This is a genomic window from Dactylosporangium sp. NPDC000244, from assembly GCF_040300725.1.
Taxonomy (GTDB): domain Bacteria; phylum Actinomycetota; class Actinomycetes; order Mycobacteriales; family Micromonosporaceae; genus Dactylosporangium.
In genome coordinates, this window is sequence record NZ_JBEPEH010000057.1 from 29594 (window position 1) to 50372 (window position 20779).

Annotated in this window: 1 protein-coding gene (only partly in view); it reads right to left on the minus strand. The window is 73.7% G+C overall.

The features are described from left to right. Nucleotides 1-93: 93 nt before the first annotated feature. Nucleotides 94-20779 carry the 3' portion of a type I polyketide synthase gene (locus ABT369_RS51535; RefSeq protein WP_350624896.1) on the minus strand. The gene runs 6317 nt beyond the window's last position, so 20686 of the gene's 27003 nt are visible here — the last part of the coding sequence; its start codon lies off the right edge, out of view; its stop codon occupies nt 94-96.

Consider the following 20779-nt stretch of genomic DNA (forward strand, 5'->3'; position numbering starts at 1 on the left):
CAACGCACCTTCTACGAGCGTCTCCGCATTGCGACGAAAGTATTTGACGGCGAAACCGCGTCACAACCCCTAGCCGCCCCTACTGCGGCCCCATCAGCGCCCGAGCTGGCGGTTGATGAAGTCGAACAACTCGTCGTCGGTCGCATTCTGCAATTGCTCAGGCTCATTGTTCGTTTCCGAAACGGCGCGCGTGTCGCTCCATTTCGAAATAAAGGCCTGCATTTGTACGAGCAGTTTCTGCTTCGTCAGCGGATCGGCGGCGCCGCCGGCGAAGGCGGCCTCGACCCGCTCCAGCGCGGTCAGGACCGGCTCGGTCACCGCCTCCGGACCCGCGATGAGCAGGCCCCGCAGGTGCTGGGCGAGCGCGAGCGGCGTCGGGTAGTCGAACACGACGCTCGCGCCGAGCTCGACCCCGGTGTCGGCGCGCAGCCGGTTGCGCAGCTCGACGGCGGTCATCGAGTCGAACCCGGCCTCGCGGAACGCCCGGGTCGCGGTGAAGTCGCCGTCGCCCTGGTGCCCCAGCACGGCGGCGGCCCGGCCGATGACGAGCTGGACGAGGTGCGCGTCCTGCTCGGCGACGGGCAGCGGGGTGAGGCGCTCCCGCAGCCGGTTGGCCACGTCGTCGCGGACGGCCGCGTCGGCCTCGGCCGCGGCCCGGCGCAGCTGCTGGACCTCCGGCAGGTCGTCGATCAGGGCCCAGGCGCCGACGTTCGCCACGATCCGGTCCCAGCGGATGTCGGCCACGATCGCGCGCGCACCGCCTTGGGCGATGACGTCGCCGAGCGCGGGCAGCCGGGAGCCGTCCCAGGTGTCCCAGGCGATCGCGGTCGCGGCGGTGCCGCCGGCCGTGGCGCGCTCGGCCATCGCCCCCAGGTAGGCGTCGGCGACCGCCTGGGCGGCCCCTTCGCCGGCGCCCCAGATGCCCGCCATCGAAGTGAACAGGGCGAGGGCCTGCAGCGGACGGCCGGCGATGGCCTTGCGGAGCTGGCCGACGGGGCCGGTGGCCGCCTGGACCCCGGCGGCGAGGGCCGCGACGGTGAGCTCGGCGAGCGGGGTGGCGGGGGCGCGACCGGCGATGTGGAACGCGGCCGTGATCGGCTCGGCGGCGTCCTCGATGCCGACGACCCGGGCTCCCCGGTCGGTGAGCCAGCGGGTGGTCTGCTCGGCGAGGGCACCGGTGGCGCCGGTGACGAGGGTGGTGTCGCGCGGCTCGTACGTGCCCGTCGCCGTGGTCTCGGCGGTGCGGGTCAGCCGTCGCGTGTGGACGGTGCCGGGCCGGATCGCCGTGTGCTCCCGGTCCGAGGTGAGGGTCTGGGCGAGCCGGGCGATGGCCTCGGGGTCGAGCTCGCCGGGCAGGTCGATCAGGCCGCGGTACCGGTGCGGCTGTTCGACGGCGGCCACGTAGCCGAGGCCCCAGGTAGTGGCCTGGTCGGGGTCGGGTGCGTGGTCGCCGGGGCCGGTCTGGACGGCTTGGCGGGTGCAGAGCCAGACGGCGACGGGCCGCTGGAGGAGCTCGAGGTTGGCGGCGAGGCCCCGGGTCAGGTTGGGGTAGTCGGGGTGGGTCGCGGTGTCGAGCGCGAGGAGGGAGACGACGGCGGTCGGCTGGAAGTCGCCGAGGGCGGCTTCGACGTCGGTCGTGGTTTCGACCACTGCGCCGTGCTCTTGCAGACCCTTGGCGATCTGCTCGGCCGTGTCCGTGGTGGCCGCGGTGTGCGCGAGCAGCCAGCGGTGCCCGGCGGCGTCGGCGTGCTCGCCCGCGTGCACGGCCGGCCACGTGATGTCGTAGCGCCACTGCCGCGTCTGTTCGCGGCTGCGCATCCGGTCCAGCGCGGGCAGGACCTCGCGGAGCGGCTGGTCGGCGTCGAGGCCCCGCAGCAGCTGCCAGAGCCCGTCGTCGGCGCCGACGGGCTTGACGGTGGGCCAGAACCGCTGGTGCTGGAACGGGTACGTGGGCAGCTCCGGCAGGCGCTCGCCCGGCTTGAGGATCCGCTCCCACGGAATCTCCACGCCGTGCGCGTGCAGCCGCCCCAGCGCTCCCACGATGGTCGACCCGGCCCGCATCACCGGGACGGCGACGACCTCGTCGGCGTCGAGCATCGGCGTCAGCACCGCGTCCGGCCCGATCTCCAGGAACGTGTCCGCCCCCTGCCCCCGCACGAACGAGACCGCGTCGGCGAACCGCACCGTGTCCCGCGCATGCCGCACCCAGTACTCCGCGTCGAACCCCGTGATCAGCTCACCGGTCACCGTGGACACGATCGGGATCCGCGGAGGCTGGAAGGTGATGGTCCGGAGGACGTCGGCGAACTCGTCGAGCATCGGGTCCATCAGCGCCGAGTGGAACGCGTGCGAGACCGTCAGCCGCTTGGTCCGGAACGGCAACTCCAAGGCGTCGATCACCTCGGCCGGACCCGAGAGCACGATCGACTCCGGCCCGTTCACCGCCGCCACCGACACCCCGTCCGGCAGCGAATCGGGATGCCCACCGACCGCGAGCATCGCCCCACCGGCGGGCAGCGCCTGCATGAGCCGCCCGCGCGCCGACACGAGGCGGCACGCGTCTTCGAGGGACAGCACCCCGGCCACATAGGCCACGGCGATCTCACCGACCGAGTGCCCCATCATCCAGGCGACCGGGACGCCCCAGGATCGCAGCAGTTCCGCCGTGGCGATCTCGACCACGAACAGCGCCGCCTGCGTGAACACCGTCTGTGTCAACCGCTCACCATCGGTGAACATCACCGACTGCAAACCATCCGGCAACAGCTCGCACGCACGATCGACCACGTCGGCGAACACCGGGAACGCTTCGTAGAGGTCGCGGCCCATCCCGACCCGCTGGGCTCCCTGGCCCGAGAACATCCAGACCAGCCCGGCGCGCTCGCCGGACCTGGTCCCCTCGATCGATCGCAGCCCGGTCACGAGCTCGGCCCGGTCGCGGCCCGTGACCGCCGCCCGGACGCCCAGGTGCGAACGGTGGACCGCCAGCTCCCAGGCCGGGTCGGCAACGGAGGTCTCGGCCCAGTCGGCGAGCTGCGCGGCCCGGGCCTTGAGTCCGGCGGCGTCCGGCGCCGAGATCACCCAGACGCCCTCGGCGGTCCCGCCGGTCTGCGCCGGCGCCTCGGCCGCGGCCGGGGGCGCCTCGAGGATGGTGTGCGCGTTGGTGCCGGAGATACCGAACGACGACACCGCGGCGCGGCGCGGGCGGCCGTGCTCGGGCCACGCCCGCGACTCCCGCAGCACCGACACCGCCCCGGCCGACCAGTCCACGTGCGGGGTCGGCTCGGCGGCGTGCAGGGACTTCGGCAGGACGCCGTGTTCGAGGGCCTTCACCATCTTGATGACCCCGGCGACACCGGCCGCGGCCTGGGTGTGGCCGATGTTGGACTTCACCGACCCGATCCACAGCGGCTCGTGCCGGTCGCGGCCGTAGGTGGCGATGAGCGCCTGGGCCTCGATCGGGTCGCCGAGCTTGGTCCCGGTGCCGTGGGCCTCCACGACGTCGATGTCGTTCGGTTCGAGGCCGGCGTTGGCGAGCGCCTGGCGGATGACCCGCTGCTGGGCGGGCCCGTTCGGGGCGGTGAGGCCGTTCGAGGCGCCGTCCTGGTTGACCGCGCTGCCGGCGACGACCGCGAGGACGCGATGTCCGCGGCGGCGGGCGTCGCTGAGCCGCTCGACGAGCAGGACTCCGACGCCCTCACCCCAGCCGGTGCCGTCCGCGTCCGCGCCGAACGACTTGCACCGGCCGTCGCCGGCGAGGCCGCCCTGCGCGTCGAACTCCAGGAACGCCCCCGGCGTCGACATCACGGTCACACCACCGGCCAGGGCCAGGTCGCACTCCCCGTTGCGCAGCGCCTGAGCCGCCAGGTGCAGCCCCACCAGCGACGACGAGCACGCGGTGTCCACCGTCACGGCCGGACCCTGCAGCCCGAACCAGTACGCCAGACGACCCGACACCACCGACGCCGAGTTCCCCGTCGCCTGGTAGCCCCCGACCTCGGCCCCGGCACCCAGCAGCAGCGTCCCGTAGTCCTGGCCGTTCGTCCCCATGAACACGCCCGTCAGCGAACCCTTGAGCCCGTCCACCGGAACCCCGGCGCCCTCGAACACCTCCCAGCAGACCTCCAGCAGCAACCGCTGCTGCGGATCCAGCGCCAGCGCCTCCCGCGGCGAGATCCCGAAGAACCCGGCGTCGAAGCCGGTAGCCCCGTCGAGGAATCCGCCGACCCGCGCGAAGTCGCCGCCCAGCGACTCCCAGCCGCGGTCGGCGGGGAACCCGCCCATCGCGTCGCGGCCGGTGTCGACGAGGTTCCACAGGTCGTCGGCGGTGTTGACGCCGCCCGGGAAGCGGCAGCCCATGCCGACGATGACGATCGGGTCGCCGTCCGTCTCGGCCTGGGCGCGCACCCGCACGGTGTCGTCGGCGTCGCCGGCGAGGAAGTCGGCGAGCTCGGCCACCGAGGGGTGGTCGAACACGACCGTCGAGGACAGCTCCACCCCGCACAGCCGCGCCAGCCGGTCCCGCAACTCCACCGCGGCCAGCGAGTCGAACCCAAGCTCCCGGAACGGCCGCCGAACCCCCACCGCATCCACCCCGGCGTGCCCGAGCACCGCCGCAACCTCACGCCGGACCAGACCCACCAGCTCATCCCGCGACCGCCGCACCACCAGAGCCGGCACCGTCGGCGCCTCGACCGGCGCGACCACGTCGAACAGGCCGCCGGCGCCGACCGAGCGGAAGACTCCGGCGAGCACGCGCCAGTCGGCGTCGACGACGGTCACGTTGGTGAGGTCGTGCTCGATGGCGTGGCCGACGGCGGTGACGGCGGTGTCCGGGTGCATGGCGGTCAGGCCGCGGCGGGCCAGGTGCTGCCGGGTCTCGGCGTCGGCCATGCCCTCGTCGGCCCACGGGCCCCACGCGATGCAGGTGCCGGCCAGGCCGCGGTGGCGCCGGTGCTGGGCGAGCGCGTCGAGGTAGGCGTTGGCGGCGCTGTACGCGGCCTGCCCGGCGCCGCCCCAGACGCCGGCGATCGAGCCGAAGAGGACGAACGCGTCCAGGGGTGTTGCGCCGAGCAGCTCGTCCAGGTGGGCGGCGCCGGCGGCCTTGGCGGCCATGGCCGCGCGGACGGCCTCGGCGTCGGTGTCGAGCAGCGCCTCGGCGTGGCTGACGCCGGCGGCGTGGACGACGACGGACAGGGGCGGCCGGTCGGCGAGCCCGGCGAGCAGGTCGGCGACCGCGTCGCGCCGGCTGATGTCGCAGGCGGCGAAGGTGACGGCGGCACCCAGGGCCGTGAGCTCGTCGCGCAGCTCGGCGGCGCCGGGGGCGTGCTCCCCGCGGCGGCTGGTCAGCACGAGGTGCTCCGCGCCGTGCTCGGCGGCCCAGCGGGCGACCCGGGCGCCCAGGCCACCGGTACCGCCGGTGATCAGGACCGTGCCGCTCGGCCGCCAGTGCCCGCGGACGGCCAGGCCCGCGGTGATCGGGGCCGGGACGAGCCGCGGCTCCAGGAGGCCGGAGGGCCGCACGGCGACCTGGTCCGCGCGGCGGTCGGCGGCGAGCGCGGCGCACACGAGTGCCGCGGCCTGCTCGTCGAGGTCGGGCCGCACGTCGATGAGGCCGCCCCACAGCGCCGGGTGCTCGAGGCCGACGGCGCGGCCGAGCCCCCAGACGGCCGCCGCCTCGGGGTCCACGGCGTGGTCGTCGGGGCCGGCGGCGACGGCCTGCTCGGTCACGCACCACACCGGCGCCTGGAGGCCGGCCCGGTGCAGGGCCTGGATCAGGACGAGGACGCCGTCGAGGCCGAGCAGGCACACGACGCCGGCGAGGGGTTCCGCGCCGAGGTCGACGCCGGCCGGGTCGAGGACCAGGCTGGTCACGTCGGCCCCGTGCGCGGCCAGGGCGCCGGCGATCGCGGCGCCGCGGCCCGGCGACGGCTCGGCCACCAGCCAGCGGCCGCTCAGGGTGGCGGCCGGCGGCGTCGGCCGCGGGGCCCACTCGACGCGGTACGACCACGAGTCCAGGGTCTTGCTCCGGCCGCGGGCGTGCCGCCAGGAGGAGAGCGCGGGCACGAGGGTGTCGAGCGAGGCCCGGGTGTGCTCGCCGAGCTGGGCGACGAGCTCGCCGATGTCGGCGCGGTCGACGGCGGACCAGAAGGAGGTGTCCTCGGCCGCGACGGGCTTCGGGGCGGGCTCGGGCCAGAACCGTTCCCGCTGGAAGGCGTAGGTCGGCAGTCCGACGACTCGGCCGCCGGTGAAGGTGGTGCTCCAGTCGATGTCGACGCCGGCCACGAACAGCTCGGCAACGGCCCGCAGGAGCGTCTCGGGCTCGTCGCGGTTGCGCCGCAGGGAGGTCACCACGACGGCGTCCTGTCCGTGCAGGTGCGGGGCGAGGATCGCGTCCGGCCCGACCTCCACGAAGGTGTCAACCCCGGCTTCGCGCATCGCGGCCACGTTGTCGGCGAACAGCACGGTGCCACGCACGTGCCGCACCCAGTAGTCGGCATCAAACTCGGTGATGAGGCCGCCGGTGACGTTGGAAACGATGGGAATCTGCGGCGGATTGAAGGTGACGGTGTCGAGGACCGCGCGGAACTCGTCCAGCATCGGCTCCATCAACGCGCTGTGGAACGCGTGCGAAACCCTCAGGCGGCTGGTGCGGACACCAGGGAACTCGGGCAGCAGCTCCGCCGGACCCGACAACACCCAGGATGACGGCCCATTGATCGCGGCAACCGAAACGCCCTCAGGCACATCCTCAACCGGAGCCCCGACCGCCAGCATCCCGCCGCCGGCCGGTAGCGCCTGCATCAACCGCGCCCGCGCCGCCACCACCTTGCATGCGTCTTCCAGCGACCACACCCCGGCCACATACGCCGCTACCAGCTCACCGATCGAGTGACCGCCGACGACCGCCGGGTTGAGGCCCCACGCCTTCAACTGCTCGTAAAGGGCCACCTCGATCGCGAACAACGCCGGCTGCGTGACCTCGGTCTCGTCGATCCGCTCGTCCGGCAGCTCGCCGAAGTGCCCACGCACCTCGGCATAGACCCGCTGGAACACCGGGAAGTCCAGACCCGCACCCATCCCCGCCCGCTGGGCGCCCTGACCCGAGAACAGCACCCCTACCCGGCGCGACGTTGCGACACCCGTCACTGGCTCGCCCGGCAACAGCACCATGCGGTGGTCGAACCGGGCCCGAGACAGCAGCGAACGACCCGTATCCGCACCCGGAGTCAGACGATCGGCATACGCACGAGCGGCCTCCGCCGAACGCGCCGACACCACCAGCGGCACCAGCGCGGAAGCCTCCACCGGCTCCGGGGACGGTTCCTCGGCCGCCTCCAGGATCACGTGGGCGTTCGTGCCGCTGATCCCGAACGACGACACGGCCGCCCGGCGGGGATGTCCGTTGACCGGCCAGGCCTGCGGTTCGGTCAGCAGCGAGACCGAGCCGGCCGACCAGTCCACATGCGGGGTCGGCTCGTCCACATGCAGGGTCCGCGGCAGCTCGCCGTGGCGCATCGCCAGGACCATCTTGATGATACCCGCGACACCGGCGGCGGCCTGGGTGTGGCCGATGTTCGACTTGACCGAGCCGAGCCACAGCGGCCGGTCGCGGTCCTGCCCGTAGGTGGCCAGGAGCGCCTGCGCCTCGATCGGGTCGCCGAGCGTCGTGCCCGTGCCGTGGGCCTCAACCGCGTCCACGTCGGAGGGCTTGAGGCCGGCGCCGGCGAGGGCCTGGCGGATCACACGCTGCTGCGAGGGACCGTTCGGGGCCGTAAGACCGTTCGACGCGCCGTCCTGGTTCACGGCGGAGCCCCGCACGACGGCGAGGATCGGGTGCCCGAGCCGCCTCGCGTCCGACAAGCGCTCCACGAGGAGCACGCCGACGCCCTCGGACCAGCCCGTGCCGTCCGCGGCGCCCGCGAACGACTTGCACCGGCCGTCCTCGGACAGGCCGCGCTGCTTCGTGAACTCCACGAACGCGCCGGGCGTGGCCATGACCGTCACGCCGCCGGCGAGGGCGAGGTCGCACTCCCCCTGGCGCAGCGACTGGGCGGCCAGGTGCAGGGCGACCAGCGAGGACGAGCACGCGGTGTCGACGGTGACGGCGGGACCCTCGAAGCCGAAGGTGTACGCCACGCGACCGGACACCACGCTGCCGGAGTTGCCAGTGCCCAGGTACCCCTCAACGCTGGACTGGGCATCGACGAGCTGGTTGACGTAGTCGTGGTACATCACGCCCGCGAACACGCCGGTGCGGGAGCCGCGCAGGTCCGCCGGGTCGAGGCCGGCGGACTCGAAGACCTCCCACGAGGTTTCGAGCAGGAGCCGCTGCTGCGGGTCCATCGCGAGCGCTTCACGCGGGCTGATGCCGAAGAACTCGGGGTCGAAGAGCGCGGCGTCGTACAGGAAGCCGCCGCGGCCCGTGGAGCTCCCGCCGTCGCGCAGGTACTCCAGGTCCCAGCCGCGGTCGGTCGGGAACGCGCCGATGCCGTCGCCGCCGGTGCGGAGCAGGTTCCAGAGGCCGTCGGGGTCCTGGACTCCGCCCGGGTAGCGGCAGGCCATGCCGACGATCACGATCGGGTCGTCGTCCACCTTCGCCCGGGTGGCGACGACCGGCCCGGCCTCGGCCCCGGCGATCTGGTCGAACACGAAGCCGGCGAGCAGCAGCGGGTTCGGATAGTCGAACACCACCGTCGCCGGCAACTGCAACCCCGTCGCGGCCATCAGCCGGTTCCGCAGGTCGATCGCGGCCAGGGAGTCGAACCCGACATCCCGGAACGCCCGGTCCAGCACCACCTGCTCCGGACCGGCGTAGCCGAGCACCGCCCCGACATGCCCCCGAACCAGGCCGACGACCACCTGACGGGCCTCGTCCCGCGACATCCCCGCCAGCCGGGCCGCGAAACCGCCACCGGCACCCGCCGACACCGCCCGCCGCGCCGAACGACCCACCAACGGCCGCAGCACATCCGGCACCACGGCCAGGTTCCGCAGCGCCGCGATGTCGAACCGCGCCGCGACCACCAGCTCGGCCGCGGAGCCCAGTGCCTCGCCGAGCAGTTCGAGGCCGGAGTCGACGTCCAGGGCGGCCGCCTTGGAGCGTGCGAGGTCGGAGCCCATGCCGAGGTTCCACTGCCCCCAGGCGATGGACTGCGCGGGGAGCCCGAGGCGGCGGCGGTGAGCCGCGAGCCCGTCGAGGAAGGTGTTGCCGGCCGCGTAGGCGGCCTGGCCCGGGTTGCCGACGATGCCGGCGACGGAGGAGAACAGCACGAACATCCGCAGTGGACGGTCGAGGGTCGCTTCGTGCAGCCACCACGCGCCCGCGACCTTCGGGGCGAGCACCCGGTTGAGCCGCTCGGGGGTCAGGCCCGTGAACACGCCGTCATCGAGCACCCCGGCCGCGTGCACGACGCCGACGAGGTCCGGAATGCCGGCCACCAGCTCGAACACCGCGTCCCGATCGGTGACATCGCACGCCACGACCCGGGCACCGGGCACCTCACCGCCGCGCCGGCCGACCAGCACCACCTCACCGGCACCGCAGACATCCACCAGCCACCGGGCGACGACCCGGCCCAGCGCACCCAGGCCACCCGTGACCAGCACCGTGCCACCCGCGAGATCGACCGCGCCGGACGGCGACGCGGACCGGGCCAGACCCGGCACCAGCACCGCACCGTCGCGAACCCGAGCCTCACCGATGCCGGCCGCGACCACACCACCCAGCAACTCCGGCGACGCATCACCCGAGACCAGCACGATCTGGCCCGGGTGCTCCACCGCCGCGACCCGCAGCAGACCCCACACCGCCGCCGCACCCAGATCATCCGGCTCCGCCACGACGACCAGCCGCCCGGACTCGGCCAGCACCCGGCCCGCGACCGACAGCGCCTCGCCGACCAGCGCATCCACCGCGTCGGGGACGGTCCCGTCCGTCGACGGCACCCGCCAGACGGTGACGTCCTCGGGCAGCGGCGCCGCGGTGACCTGACGCGGCTGCCAGTCCAGCTCGTACAGGGGGCGCCGGGCGGAGGTGCCGGCCGCGAGCTCGCGCAGGACCACCCGGTCGATGGAGACGACGGGCCGGCCGGACTCGTCGATGCCGGCGATCTCGAAGCCGGTCTCGGCGTCGCCGCGCACCCGGACCCGCAGGAGCGCGGCTCCCGACGCGTGCACCCGGACGCCGCCGAAGACGAACGGCAGCCCGGCGCCGGGGTCGAGGAAGCCGATCGGGTGCAGGGCCGCGTCGAGCAGCGCGGGATGGATCCCGTAGGAGCCGGCCGCGTCCGCCGCCGGGCCGCTCAGGGCGATCTCGGCGTAGATCTCGCCGTCGGCGCCGCGCCACGCCCGCCGGAGCCCCTGGAAGACGGGTCCGTACGTGACCGTGCCGGGCTCGTACCAGTCGCCGGCCGCGATCTCGGCCGCGTCGGCGGGCGGCCAGGCGAAGGAGGCGCCCGGGTGCTCCGAGTCGCCGATGGTGCCCTCGGCGTGGCGGGTCCACTCGTCGCCGTCGTCCTGGCGGGAGTACACCGTGACGGTCTCGCCCACGTGGATCTGCACGGTCACCCCGCCGGTCGGCGGCAGGACCAGGGGCGCCAGGAGGGTCAGCTCGTCGAGCACGGCCGCGCCGACCTCGTCCCCGGCCCGCACCACCATCTCGACCAGCGCGGCGCCGGGCAGGACGACCGCGCCGCCGACGGTGTGGTCGGCGAGCCAGGGGTGGGTGGCGAGGGACAGCCGGCCGGTCACGATGACGTGGTCGTCGCCGGGCGCGCGGACGATGGCGGCGAGCAGCGGATGCCCGGCCACCCCGAGCCCGGCGCCGGAGACGTCGCCGAAGCCGGCGGCGGACTGCAGCCAGTATCGTTCCCGCTGGAACGCGTACGTGGGCAGCCCGTCGACGCGCCGCCCGCCGGCCCCGACGATGGCCGTCCAGTCGACGTCGACGCCGGCTACGAACAGCTCGGCGACGGCCCGCAGCAGTGTTTCGGTTTCGTCCCGGTTCCGCCGCAGCGAAGCAACGACAACGGCATCGTCGCCGTGCAGGTGCGGCGCGAGGATGGCGTCCGGCCCGACCTCAACGAAGGTGTCAACGCCCTCGGCGCGCATCGCGGCCACATTGTCGGCAAACAACACCGTCCCGCGAACATGCCGCACCCAGTAGTCGGCATCAAACTCGGCGATCAACCCACCGGTGACATTCGAAACGATCGGGATCTGCGGCGGGTTGAAGGTGACGGTGTCGAGGACCGCGCGGAACTCGGCCAGCATCGGCTCCATCAACGCGCTGTGGAACGCATGCGAAACCCGCAACCGGCTCGTCCGGACCCCAGGGAACTCGGGCAGCAGATCGGCCGGCCCCGACAGGACCCACGAATTCGGCCCATTGATCGCCGCCACCGACACGCCCTCAGGCACATCTTCGACCGGAGCGCCGACCGCCAGCATTCCCCCGCCGGCCGGCAAAGCCTGCATCAACCGAGCCCGGGCCGCCACCACCTTGCACGCGTCTTCCAGCGACCACACCCCGGCCACGTAGGCCGCTACCAGCTCGCCGATCGAGTGACCGCCAACGACCGCCGCGTTGAGGCCCCACGCCTTCAACTGCTCATACAACGCGACTTCAATCGCGAACAACGCCGGCTGCGTGACCTCCGTTTCGTCGATCCGCTCATCCGGCAGCTCACCGAAATGCGCACACACCTCGGCATAGACCCGGTTGAACACCGGGAAGTCCAGACCCGCACCCATCCCCGCCCGCTGCGCGCCCTGACCCGAAAACAGCACCCCAATCCGGCGAGCCGCGGCAACACCCGTCACCGGCTCGCCGGGCAGCAGGACCATGCGGTGGTCGAACCGTGCCCGGGACAGCAGCGAACGCCCGACATCAGCCCGGTTCAACTCCGGGTGCGAGTCCACGAATGCCGACACACGCGCAGCCGACTCCTGCACTGCCTCGGCCGACCGCGCCGACAGAACGAGCGGCGCCAGGCTGGACGCGGCGGACTCCGGTTCCGGTGCCTCGAACGCCTCCAGGATCACGTGGGCGTTGGTGCCGCTGATGCCGAACGACGACACGGCCGCCCGGCGGGGATGCCCGTTGACCGGCCACGCCTGCGGCTCGGTCAGCAGGGACACGGAACCGGCGGTCCAGTCGACGTGCGGGGTGGGTTCGTCCACGTGCAGGGTCCGGGGCAGCACCCCGTGCCGCATCGCCAGGACCATCTTGATCACGCCCGCCGCGCCCGCCGCGGCCTGGGTGTGCCCGATGTTCGACTTGATCGAGCCGAGCCAGAGCGGCTGGTCGCGGTCCTGGCCGTAGGTGGCGAGGAGCGCCTGGGCCTCGATCGGGTCGCCGAGCGTCGTGCCCGTGCCGTGGGCCTCAACCGCGTCCACGTCGGAGGGCTTGAGGCCGGCGCCGGCGAGGGCCTGGCGGATGACCCGCTGCTGCGAGGGACCGTTCGGGGCCGTAAGACCGTTCGACGCGCCGTCCTGGTTCACGGCGGAGCCCCGCACGACGGCGAGGATCGGGTGCCCGAGCCGCTTCGCGTCGGACAGGCGCTCCACGAGGAGCACGCCGACGCCCTCGGACCAGCCGGTGCCGTCCGCGGCCCCCGCGAACGACTTGCACCGGCCGTCCGACGCAAGCCCCTGCTGCCGCGTGAAGTCCACAAACGTGCCAGGCGTCGCCATCACGGTGACGCCACCGGCGAGGGCGAGGTCGCACTCACCCTGCCGCAGCGCCTGCGCCGCCAGATGCAACGCCACCAGCGAGGACGAGCACGCCGTGTCGACCGTGACAGCGGGACCCTCGAAGCCGAACGTGTACGCCACCCGGCCGGACACCACGCTGCCGGAGTTGCCCGTGCCCAGGTACCCTTCGACCCCGGACGGAATGTCCATGGGGCGCGAGGCGTAGTCGTGGTACATCACGCCCGCGAACACCCCGGTGCGCGACCCGCGCAGCTCGACCGGGTTCAGCCCCGCGGACTCGAACGCCTCCCACGAGGTTTCGAGCAGGAGCCGCTGCTGCGGGTCCATCGCGAGGGCCTCACGCGGGCTGATGCCGAAGAACTCCGGGTCGAACAGCGCCGCGTCGTACAGGAAGCCGCCCTGCTGGGTCGAGCTCGCCCCGCTCCGGAGCCCGTCGAGGTCCCAGCCGCGGTCGGCGGGGAACGCGCCGATGCCGTCCCCGCCCGCGTGCAGAAGATCCCACAGGCCGGCCGGGTTCTCGACGCCGCCCGGGTAGCGGCAGGCCATGCCGACGATCACGACCGGGTCGCCGTCGACGGTTCGGCGTACGGCCACCGTCTCGTCAAGGTCGGCCCCGGCGATCTGGTCGAACACGAACCCGGCGAGCAGCAACGGGTTCGGATAGTCGAACACCACCGTCGCCGGCAGCTGCAACCCCGTCGCGGCCATCAGCCGGTTCCGCAAATCGATCGCGGCCAGGGAATCGAACCCGACGTCCCGGAACGCCCGGTCCAGCACCACCTGCTCCGGACCGGCGTAGCCGAGCACCGCCCCGACATGCCCCCGAACCAGGCCGACGACCACCTGACGGGCCTCGTCCCGCGACATCCCCGCCAGCCGGGCCGCGAAACCGCCACCCGCGCCCGCCGACACCGCCCGCCGCGCCGAACGACCCACCAACGGCCGCAACACATCCGGCACCACGGCCAGGTTCCGCAGCGCCGCGATGTCGAACCGCGCCGCGACCACCAGCTCCGCGGGCGAGCGCAGGGCCGCGCCGAGCATCCCGAGCCCCGTCTCGGCGTCCAGGGCGGCGCCCTTGGCCCGCGCGAGATCGGCGCCCATGCCGAGGTCCCAGAGTCCCCACGCGATCGAGACCGCGGGGAGCCCGAGCGCGTGGCGGTGCGCGGCGAGCCCGGCGAGGAAGGCGTTGCCCGCGGCGTACGCGGCCTGCCCCGGGTTGCCGACGATGCCGGCGATCGAGGAGAACAGCACGAACAGCTCGAGGTTCCGGTCAAGGGTCGCCTCGTGCAGCCACCACGCGCCCGCGACCTTCGGGGCGAGCACCCGGCTCACCCGCTCCGGCGTCAGCCCCGTGAACACCCCGTCATCCAGCACCCCGGCCGCGTGCACGACACCGACAAGGTCCGGAATGCCGGCCACCAACTCGAACACCGCATCCCGATCGGTGACGTCACACGCCACGACCCGGGCACCGGGCACCTCACCGCCACGCCGGCCGACCAGCACCACCTCACCGGCGCCGCACACATCCACCAGCCACCGCGCCACGACCCGGCCCAACGCACCCAGGCCACCCGTGACCAGCACCGAACCACCCGCGAGATCGACCGCGCCGGACGGCGACGCGGACCGCACCAGGCCCGGCACCAGCACCACGCCATCGCGAACCGTGGCCTCGGCGATTCCGGCCGCGACCACGCCACCCAGCAACTCCGGCGACGCATCACCCGAGACGAGGACGATCCGGCCCGGGTTCTCGGCCGCCGCGACCCGCAGCAGACCCCACACCGCCGCCGAACCCAGATCGCCCGGCTCCGCCACGACGACCAGGCGACCGGACTCGGCCAGCACCCGGCCCGCGACCGACAGCGCCTCGCCGACCAGCGCCTCGACCGCCCCGGGGACGGGCGCGTCGCCGATCGGCGGCAGCGCCCAGACCGTGACCTCCGCGGGTAGGGGTACCGGGGTGACCTGACGGGGCTGCCAGCCCAGCTCGTACAGGGATCGGCCGGCGGAGGGGCCGGCCGTGAGCTCGCGCAGCACGACGCGGTCGATCGTCACGACCGGCTCGCCGGACTCGTCGACGGCGGCGATCTCGAAGCCGGTGGCGGCGTCGCCGCGGACCCGGACGCGCAGGGTCGTGGCGCCGGTGGCGTGGACGCGGATGCCGCCGAAGACGAACGGCAGCCCCGCCGCGGGGTCGAGCAGGCCGATCGGGTGCAGGGCGGCGTCGAGCAGCGCGGGGTGGATCGCGAACCCGTCGGTGGCGACCCCGTCGACGGCGACCTCGGCGTACACCTCGTGCTCGCCGTGCCAGAGACGGCGCAGGCCCTGGAAGGCGGGGCCGTAGGCGATGGGCGAACGGGCGTACCAGTCGGCGACGGGCAGCTCCTCGGCGTCGGCCGGGGGCCAGGCGAAGGAGTCCCCGGGCCGGTCGGCGGTGCCGAGGGCTCCTTCGGCGTGCAGGGTCCACTCGTCGCCGTCGTCCACGCGGGAGTAGACGGCCACGGAGGAACCCACGTGGATCTGCACCGTCACGCCGCCGGTCGGCGGCACGACCAGCGGCGCCAGAAGGGTCAGCTCGTCCAGGGCGGCGGCGCCGACCTCGTCCCCGGCCCGCACCACCATCTCGGCCAGCGCCGTACCGGGGACGACCACGGCCCCGCCGACGACGTGGTCGGCAAGCCAGGGCTGGGCCGCGAGCGAGAGCCGGCCGGTGGCGAGCACGACGTCGTCGCCGGCCATGTGGATGACCGAGTCGAGCAGCGGGTGACCCACGCCGGAGAGGGTCCGGACGGCCGCGTTCTCCAGCCAGTAACGCTCGTGCTGGAACGCGTACGTGGGCAGCGGGACGGCCCGGCGGCCGGGGCCGAACACCGCGAGCCAGTCGATGTCGACGCCGGCGACGAAGAGCTGGGCCGCGGCGCGGAGCAGGGACTCCGGCTCGTCGCGGTTGCGCCGCAGGGACGCGACGACGACGGCGTCGTCTCCGTGCAGGTGCGGGGCGAGGATGGCGTCGGGCCCGACCTCGACGAAGGTGTCGACCCCGGCTGCCCGCATCGCGGTCACGTTGTCGGCGAACAGCACCGTCCCGCGCACGTGCCGCACCCAGTAGTCGGCGTCGAACTCGGTGATGAGCCCGCCGGTGACATTGGAAACGATCGGAATCTGCGGCCGGTGGAAGGTAACGGTGTCCAGGACCGCGCGGAACTCCTCCAGCATCGGCTCCATCAACGCCGAGTGGAACGCGTGCGAAACCCGCAACCGGCTCGTCCGCACCCCGGGGAACTCGGGCAGCAGCTCCGCCGGGCCCGACAACACCCACGAGTTCGGCCCGTTGATCGCCGCCACCGAAACACCGTCCGGCACTGCCTCAACCGGAGCCCCGACGGCGAGCATTCCCCCGCCGGCCGGTAGCGCCTGCATCAGGCGAGCCCGGGCGGCGACCACCTTGCAGGCGTCCTCCAGCGACCACACCCCGGCCACATACGCGGCGACCAGCTCGCCGATCGAGTGACCGCCAACCACCGACGGCCGCAGACCCCACGCCTTCAACTGCTCGTAGAGGGCCACTTCGATCGCGAACAACGCCGGCTGCGTGACCTCGGTTTCGTCGATCCGCTCATCCGGCAGCTCACCGAAATGCGCACGCACCTCGGCATAGACCCGCTGGAACACCGGGAAGTCCAGACCCGCACCCATCCCGGGCCGCTGGGCGCCCTGACCCGAGAACAGCACCCCTACCCGGCGCGACGTGGCGACACCCGTTACCGGCTCGCCCGGCAGCAGGACCATGCGGTGGTCGAACCGGGTCCGTGACAGCAGCGACCGCCCGGCATCGGCCCGGTTCAGCTCCGGGTGCCCGTCCAGGAACGCCGACAGCCGGGTGGCCGCGGACTGGACGGACTCGGGGGTGCGTGCGGACAGTACGAATGGAACGATCGGCAGCTCGTCGGCGTCCTCGAACGGCGCCGGCTGTGGTGGGGCCTCGAGGACGATGTGGGCGTTGGTGCCGCTGATCCCGAACGACGACACGGCCGCCCGCCGGGGACGGTCGTCGGCCGGCCAGGCCTGCGCCTCGGTGAGCAGGGACACCGCGCCGGCGGTCCAGTCGACGTGCGGGGTGGGCTCGTCCACGTGCAGCGTGCGCGGCATGAGGCCGTGGCGCATCGCCATGATGGTCTTGATGATGCCGGCGGCGCCCGCGGCGGCCTGGGTGTGGCCGATGTTCGACTTGATGGAGCCGAGCCACAGTGGACGGTCGCGGTCCTGGCCGTAGGTGGCGAGGAGGGCCTGCGCCTCGATGGGGTCGCCGAGGGTCGTGCCGGTGCCGTGGGCCTCGACCAGGTCGACGTCGGACGGGTTCAGGCCGGCGCCGGCGAGGGCCTGGCGGATCACGCGCTGCTGCGCGGGACCGTTCGGGGCCGTAAGACCGTTCGACGCGCCGTCCTGGTTGACCGCGCTCCCCCGCACCACCGCGAGGATCGGGTGGCCGAGGCGCTGGGCGTCCGACAGTCGCTCGACCAGCAGCACGCCGACGCCCTCGGACCAGCCCGTACCGTCCGCCGCACCCGCGAACGACTTGCACCGGCCGTCCGACGCGAGCCCCTGCTGCCGCGTGAAGTCCACGAACGTGCCCGGCGTGGCCATGACCGTCACGCCGCCGGCGAGGGCGAGGTCGCACTCCCCCTGCCGCAGCGCCTGCGCGGCCAGGTGCAGGGCCACCAGCGACGACGAGCACGCGGTGTCGACGGTGACGGCGGGACCCTCGAAGCCGAAGGTGTACGCCACCCGGCCGGAGAGGATGCTGCCGGAGTTGCCGGTGCCGATGTATCCCTCGACGCCGGAGGGGACGTCCAGGGGGCGGGAGGCGTAGTCGTGGTACATGACGCCGGCGAAGACGCCGGTGCGGGAGCCGCGCAGGCCGACGGGGTCGAGGCCCGCGGACTCGAACGCCTCCCACGAGGTTTCGAGCAGGAGCCGCTGCTGCGGATCCATGGCCAGGGCCTCGCGCGGGCTGATGCCGAAGAACTCCGGGTCGAACAGGGCCGCGTCGTACAGGAAGCCGCCGAGCTGCGTCGAGCTCTCCCCGTCGCGCAGCCGGTCCAGGTCCCAGCCGCGGTCGGCGGGGAACTGGCCGATGCCGTCGCCGCCGGTGCGGACCAGGTCCCACAGGCCGTCGGGGTCGAGGATGCCGCCGGGGTAGCGGCAGGCCATGCCGACGATGACGACCGGGTCGTCGGCGGTGCGGTTCCGGACGCGGATGGGCCGGTCGTGGGCGGGCTCGGCGCCGGCGACCTGGTCGAAGATGTACCCGGCCAGCAGCAACGGGTTCGGGTAGTCGAAGACGACCGTCGCCGGCAGCTGCAGGCCCGTGGCCGACATGAGCCGGTTGCGCAGGTCGACCGCGGCGAGGGAGTCGAAGCCGACGTCCCGGAACGCCCGGTCGAGGACCACCTGTTCGGGGCCGGCGTATCCGAGCACGACGCCGACGAGGCCGCGGACGAGGTCGACGACCGCCTCGCGGGCCTGGTCGCGGGAGAGGCCCGCGAGCCGGGCCGCCCATCCGCCGGCCGCGGCGGCGGTCACCGCCCGCCGGGCGACCCGCCCGACGATCGGCCGCAGCACCTCGGGAACGCCGACGAGGTTGCGCAGCGTGGCGATGTCGAACCGGGCCGCGACCCGCAGGCCGCGGTGCCCGCGCAGCGCCTCGCCGAGGAGCCCCAGGCCGGTCTCGGTGTCGAGCGCCATGACGCCGGTCCGGGCGAGCGCGCTGCCCATGCCGAGGTCCCACAGGCCCCAGGCGATCGACAGCGCGGGGAGCCCGAGCGCGTGGCGGTGCGCGGCGAGCCCGTCGAGGAACGTGTTCCCCGCGGCGTACGCGGCCTGCCCCGGGTTGCCGACGATGCCGGCGATCGAGGAGAACAGCACGAACATCTGCAGTGGACGGTCGAGCGTCGCTTCGTGCAGCCACCAGGCGCCCGCGACCTTCGGGGCGAGCACCCGGCTCACCCCCTCCGGCGTCAGCCCCGTGAACACCCCGTCATCCAGCACGCCCGCGGCGTGCACGACACCGACCAGGTCCGGAATGCCGGCCACCAGCTCGAACACCGCATCCCGATCGGTGACGTCACACGCCACGACCCGGGCACCGGGGACCTCACCGCCACGCCGGCCGACCAGCACCACCTCACCGGCGCCGCACACATCCACCAGCCACCGCGCCACGACCCGGCCCAACGCACCCAGGCCACCCGTGACCAGCACCGAACCACCCGCGAGATCGACCGCGCCGGACGGCGACGCGGACCGCACCAGGCCCGGCACCAGCACCACACCGTCGCGAACCCGAACCTCGCCGAGGCCGGCCGCGACCACACCACCCAGCAACTCCGGCGACGCGTCACCCTCGACCAGGACGATCCGGCCCGGGTGCTCCGCCGCCGCCACGCGCAGGAGGCCCCACACCGCCGCCGCGCCCAGGTCGCCCAGCTCTGCCACCGCGACCAGGCGACCGGACTCGGCCAGCACCCGGCCCGCGACCGACAGCGCCTCGGCGACCAGCGCCTCCACCGCCCCGGGGACGTCGCCGTCGCCCACCGCGGGCACCGCCCAGACGGTGACGTCGCCGGGCAGTTCCGCCGGCGTGATCTGACGGGGCTGCCAGCCCACCTCGTAGAGGGAGGAGCGCCCGGCGGCGGTGTCGGCCGTGAACTCGCGCAGCACGACGCGGTCGATCGTCACGACCGGCTGGCCGGACTCGTCGACGGCGTCGATCCGGAAGCCGGCGGTGGTGTCGCCGTGGACCCGTACGCGCAGGGCCGTGGCGCCGGTGGCGTGGATCCGGACGCCGTCGAAGACGAACGGCAGCCAGGCGCCGCCGCCGTCCTCGCCGCGGTCCGTGAACCCGATCGCCTGCAGCGCCGCGTCGAGCAGCGCGGGGTGCAGGCCGAACGCCCCCGCGGTGTCGGCGGGCTTGCCCTCCAGCGCGACCTCGGCGAACACGTCTCCGTCGTCGTCGCGCCAGACCCGGCGCAGGCCCTGGAAGACGGGGCCGTAGGCGATGGGCGAACGGGCGTACCAGTCGGCGACGGGCAGCTCCTCGGCGTCGGCCGGGGGCCAGGCGAAGGAGTCCCCGGGCCGGTCGGCGGTGCCGAGGGCTCCTTCGGCGTGCAGGGTCCACTCGTCGCCGTCGTCCACGCGGGAGTAGACGGCCACGGAGGAGCCCACGTGGATCTGCACCGTCACGCCGCCGGTGGGCGGCACGACGAGCGGCGCCACCAGCGACAGCTCGTCGAGCACGAGCGCGCCGACCTCGTCCCCGGCGCGGATGACCATCTCGACCAGCGCGGTGCCGGGCAGCACGACCGCGCCGCCGACGACGTGGTCGCCGAGCCACGGCTGCGCGCCGAGCGACAGCCGCCCGGTGACGACCACGCCGCCGTCGCCGGCCACGCGCACGACCGCGCCGAGCAGCGGGTGGCCGATGACGCCGAGCCCGGCCCCGGAGACGTCACCGACCGCCGGGGCGTCGACCCAGTACCGCTCCCGCTGGAAGGCGTAGGTCGGCAGCCCGACGACTCGGCCGCCGGTGAAGGTGGTGCTCCAGTCGATGTCGACACCTGCCACGAACAGCTCGGCAACGGCCCGCAGCAGCGTCTCCGGCTCGTCCCGGTTCCGCCGCAACGTGCCAACGACCACGGCATCATCGGCCGGCAGATGCGGCGCGAGAATGGCGTCCGGCCCGACCTCAACGAAGGTGTCAACCCCGGCTTCGCGCATCGCGGCCACGTTGTCCGCGAACAACACCGTGCCACGCACGTGCCGCACCCAGTAGTCGGCGTCGAACTCGGCGATGAGCCCACCGGTGACATTGGAAACGATGGGGATCTGCGGCGGGTTGAAGGTGACGGTGTCGAGGACCGCGCGGAACTCCTCCAGCATCGGCTCCATCAACGCCGAGTGGAACGCGTGCGAAACCCGTAGCCGACTGGTCCGCACTCCAGGGAACTCAGGCAGCAACTCCTCCGGACCCGACAGAACCCAGGACGACGGGCCG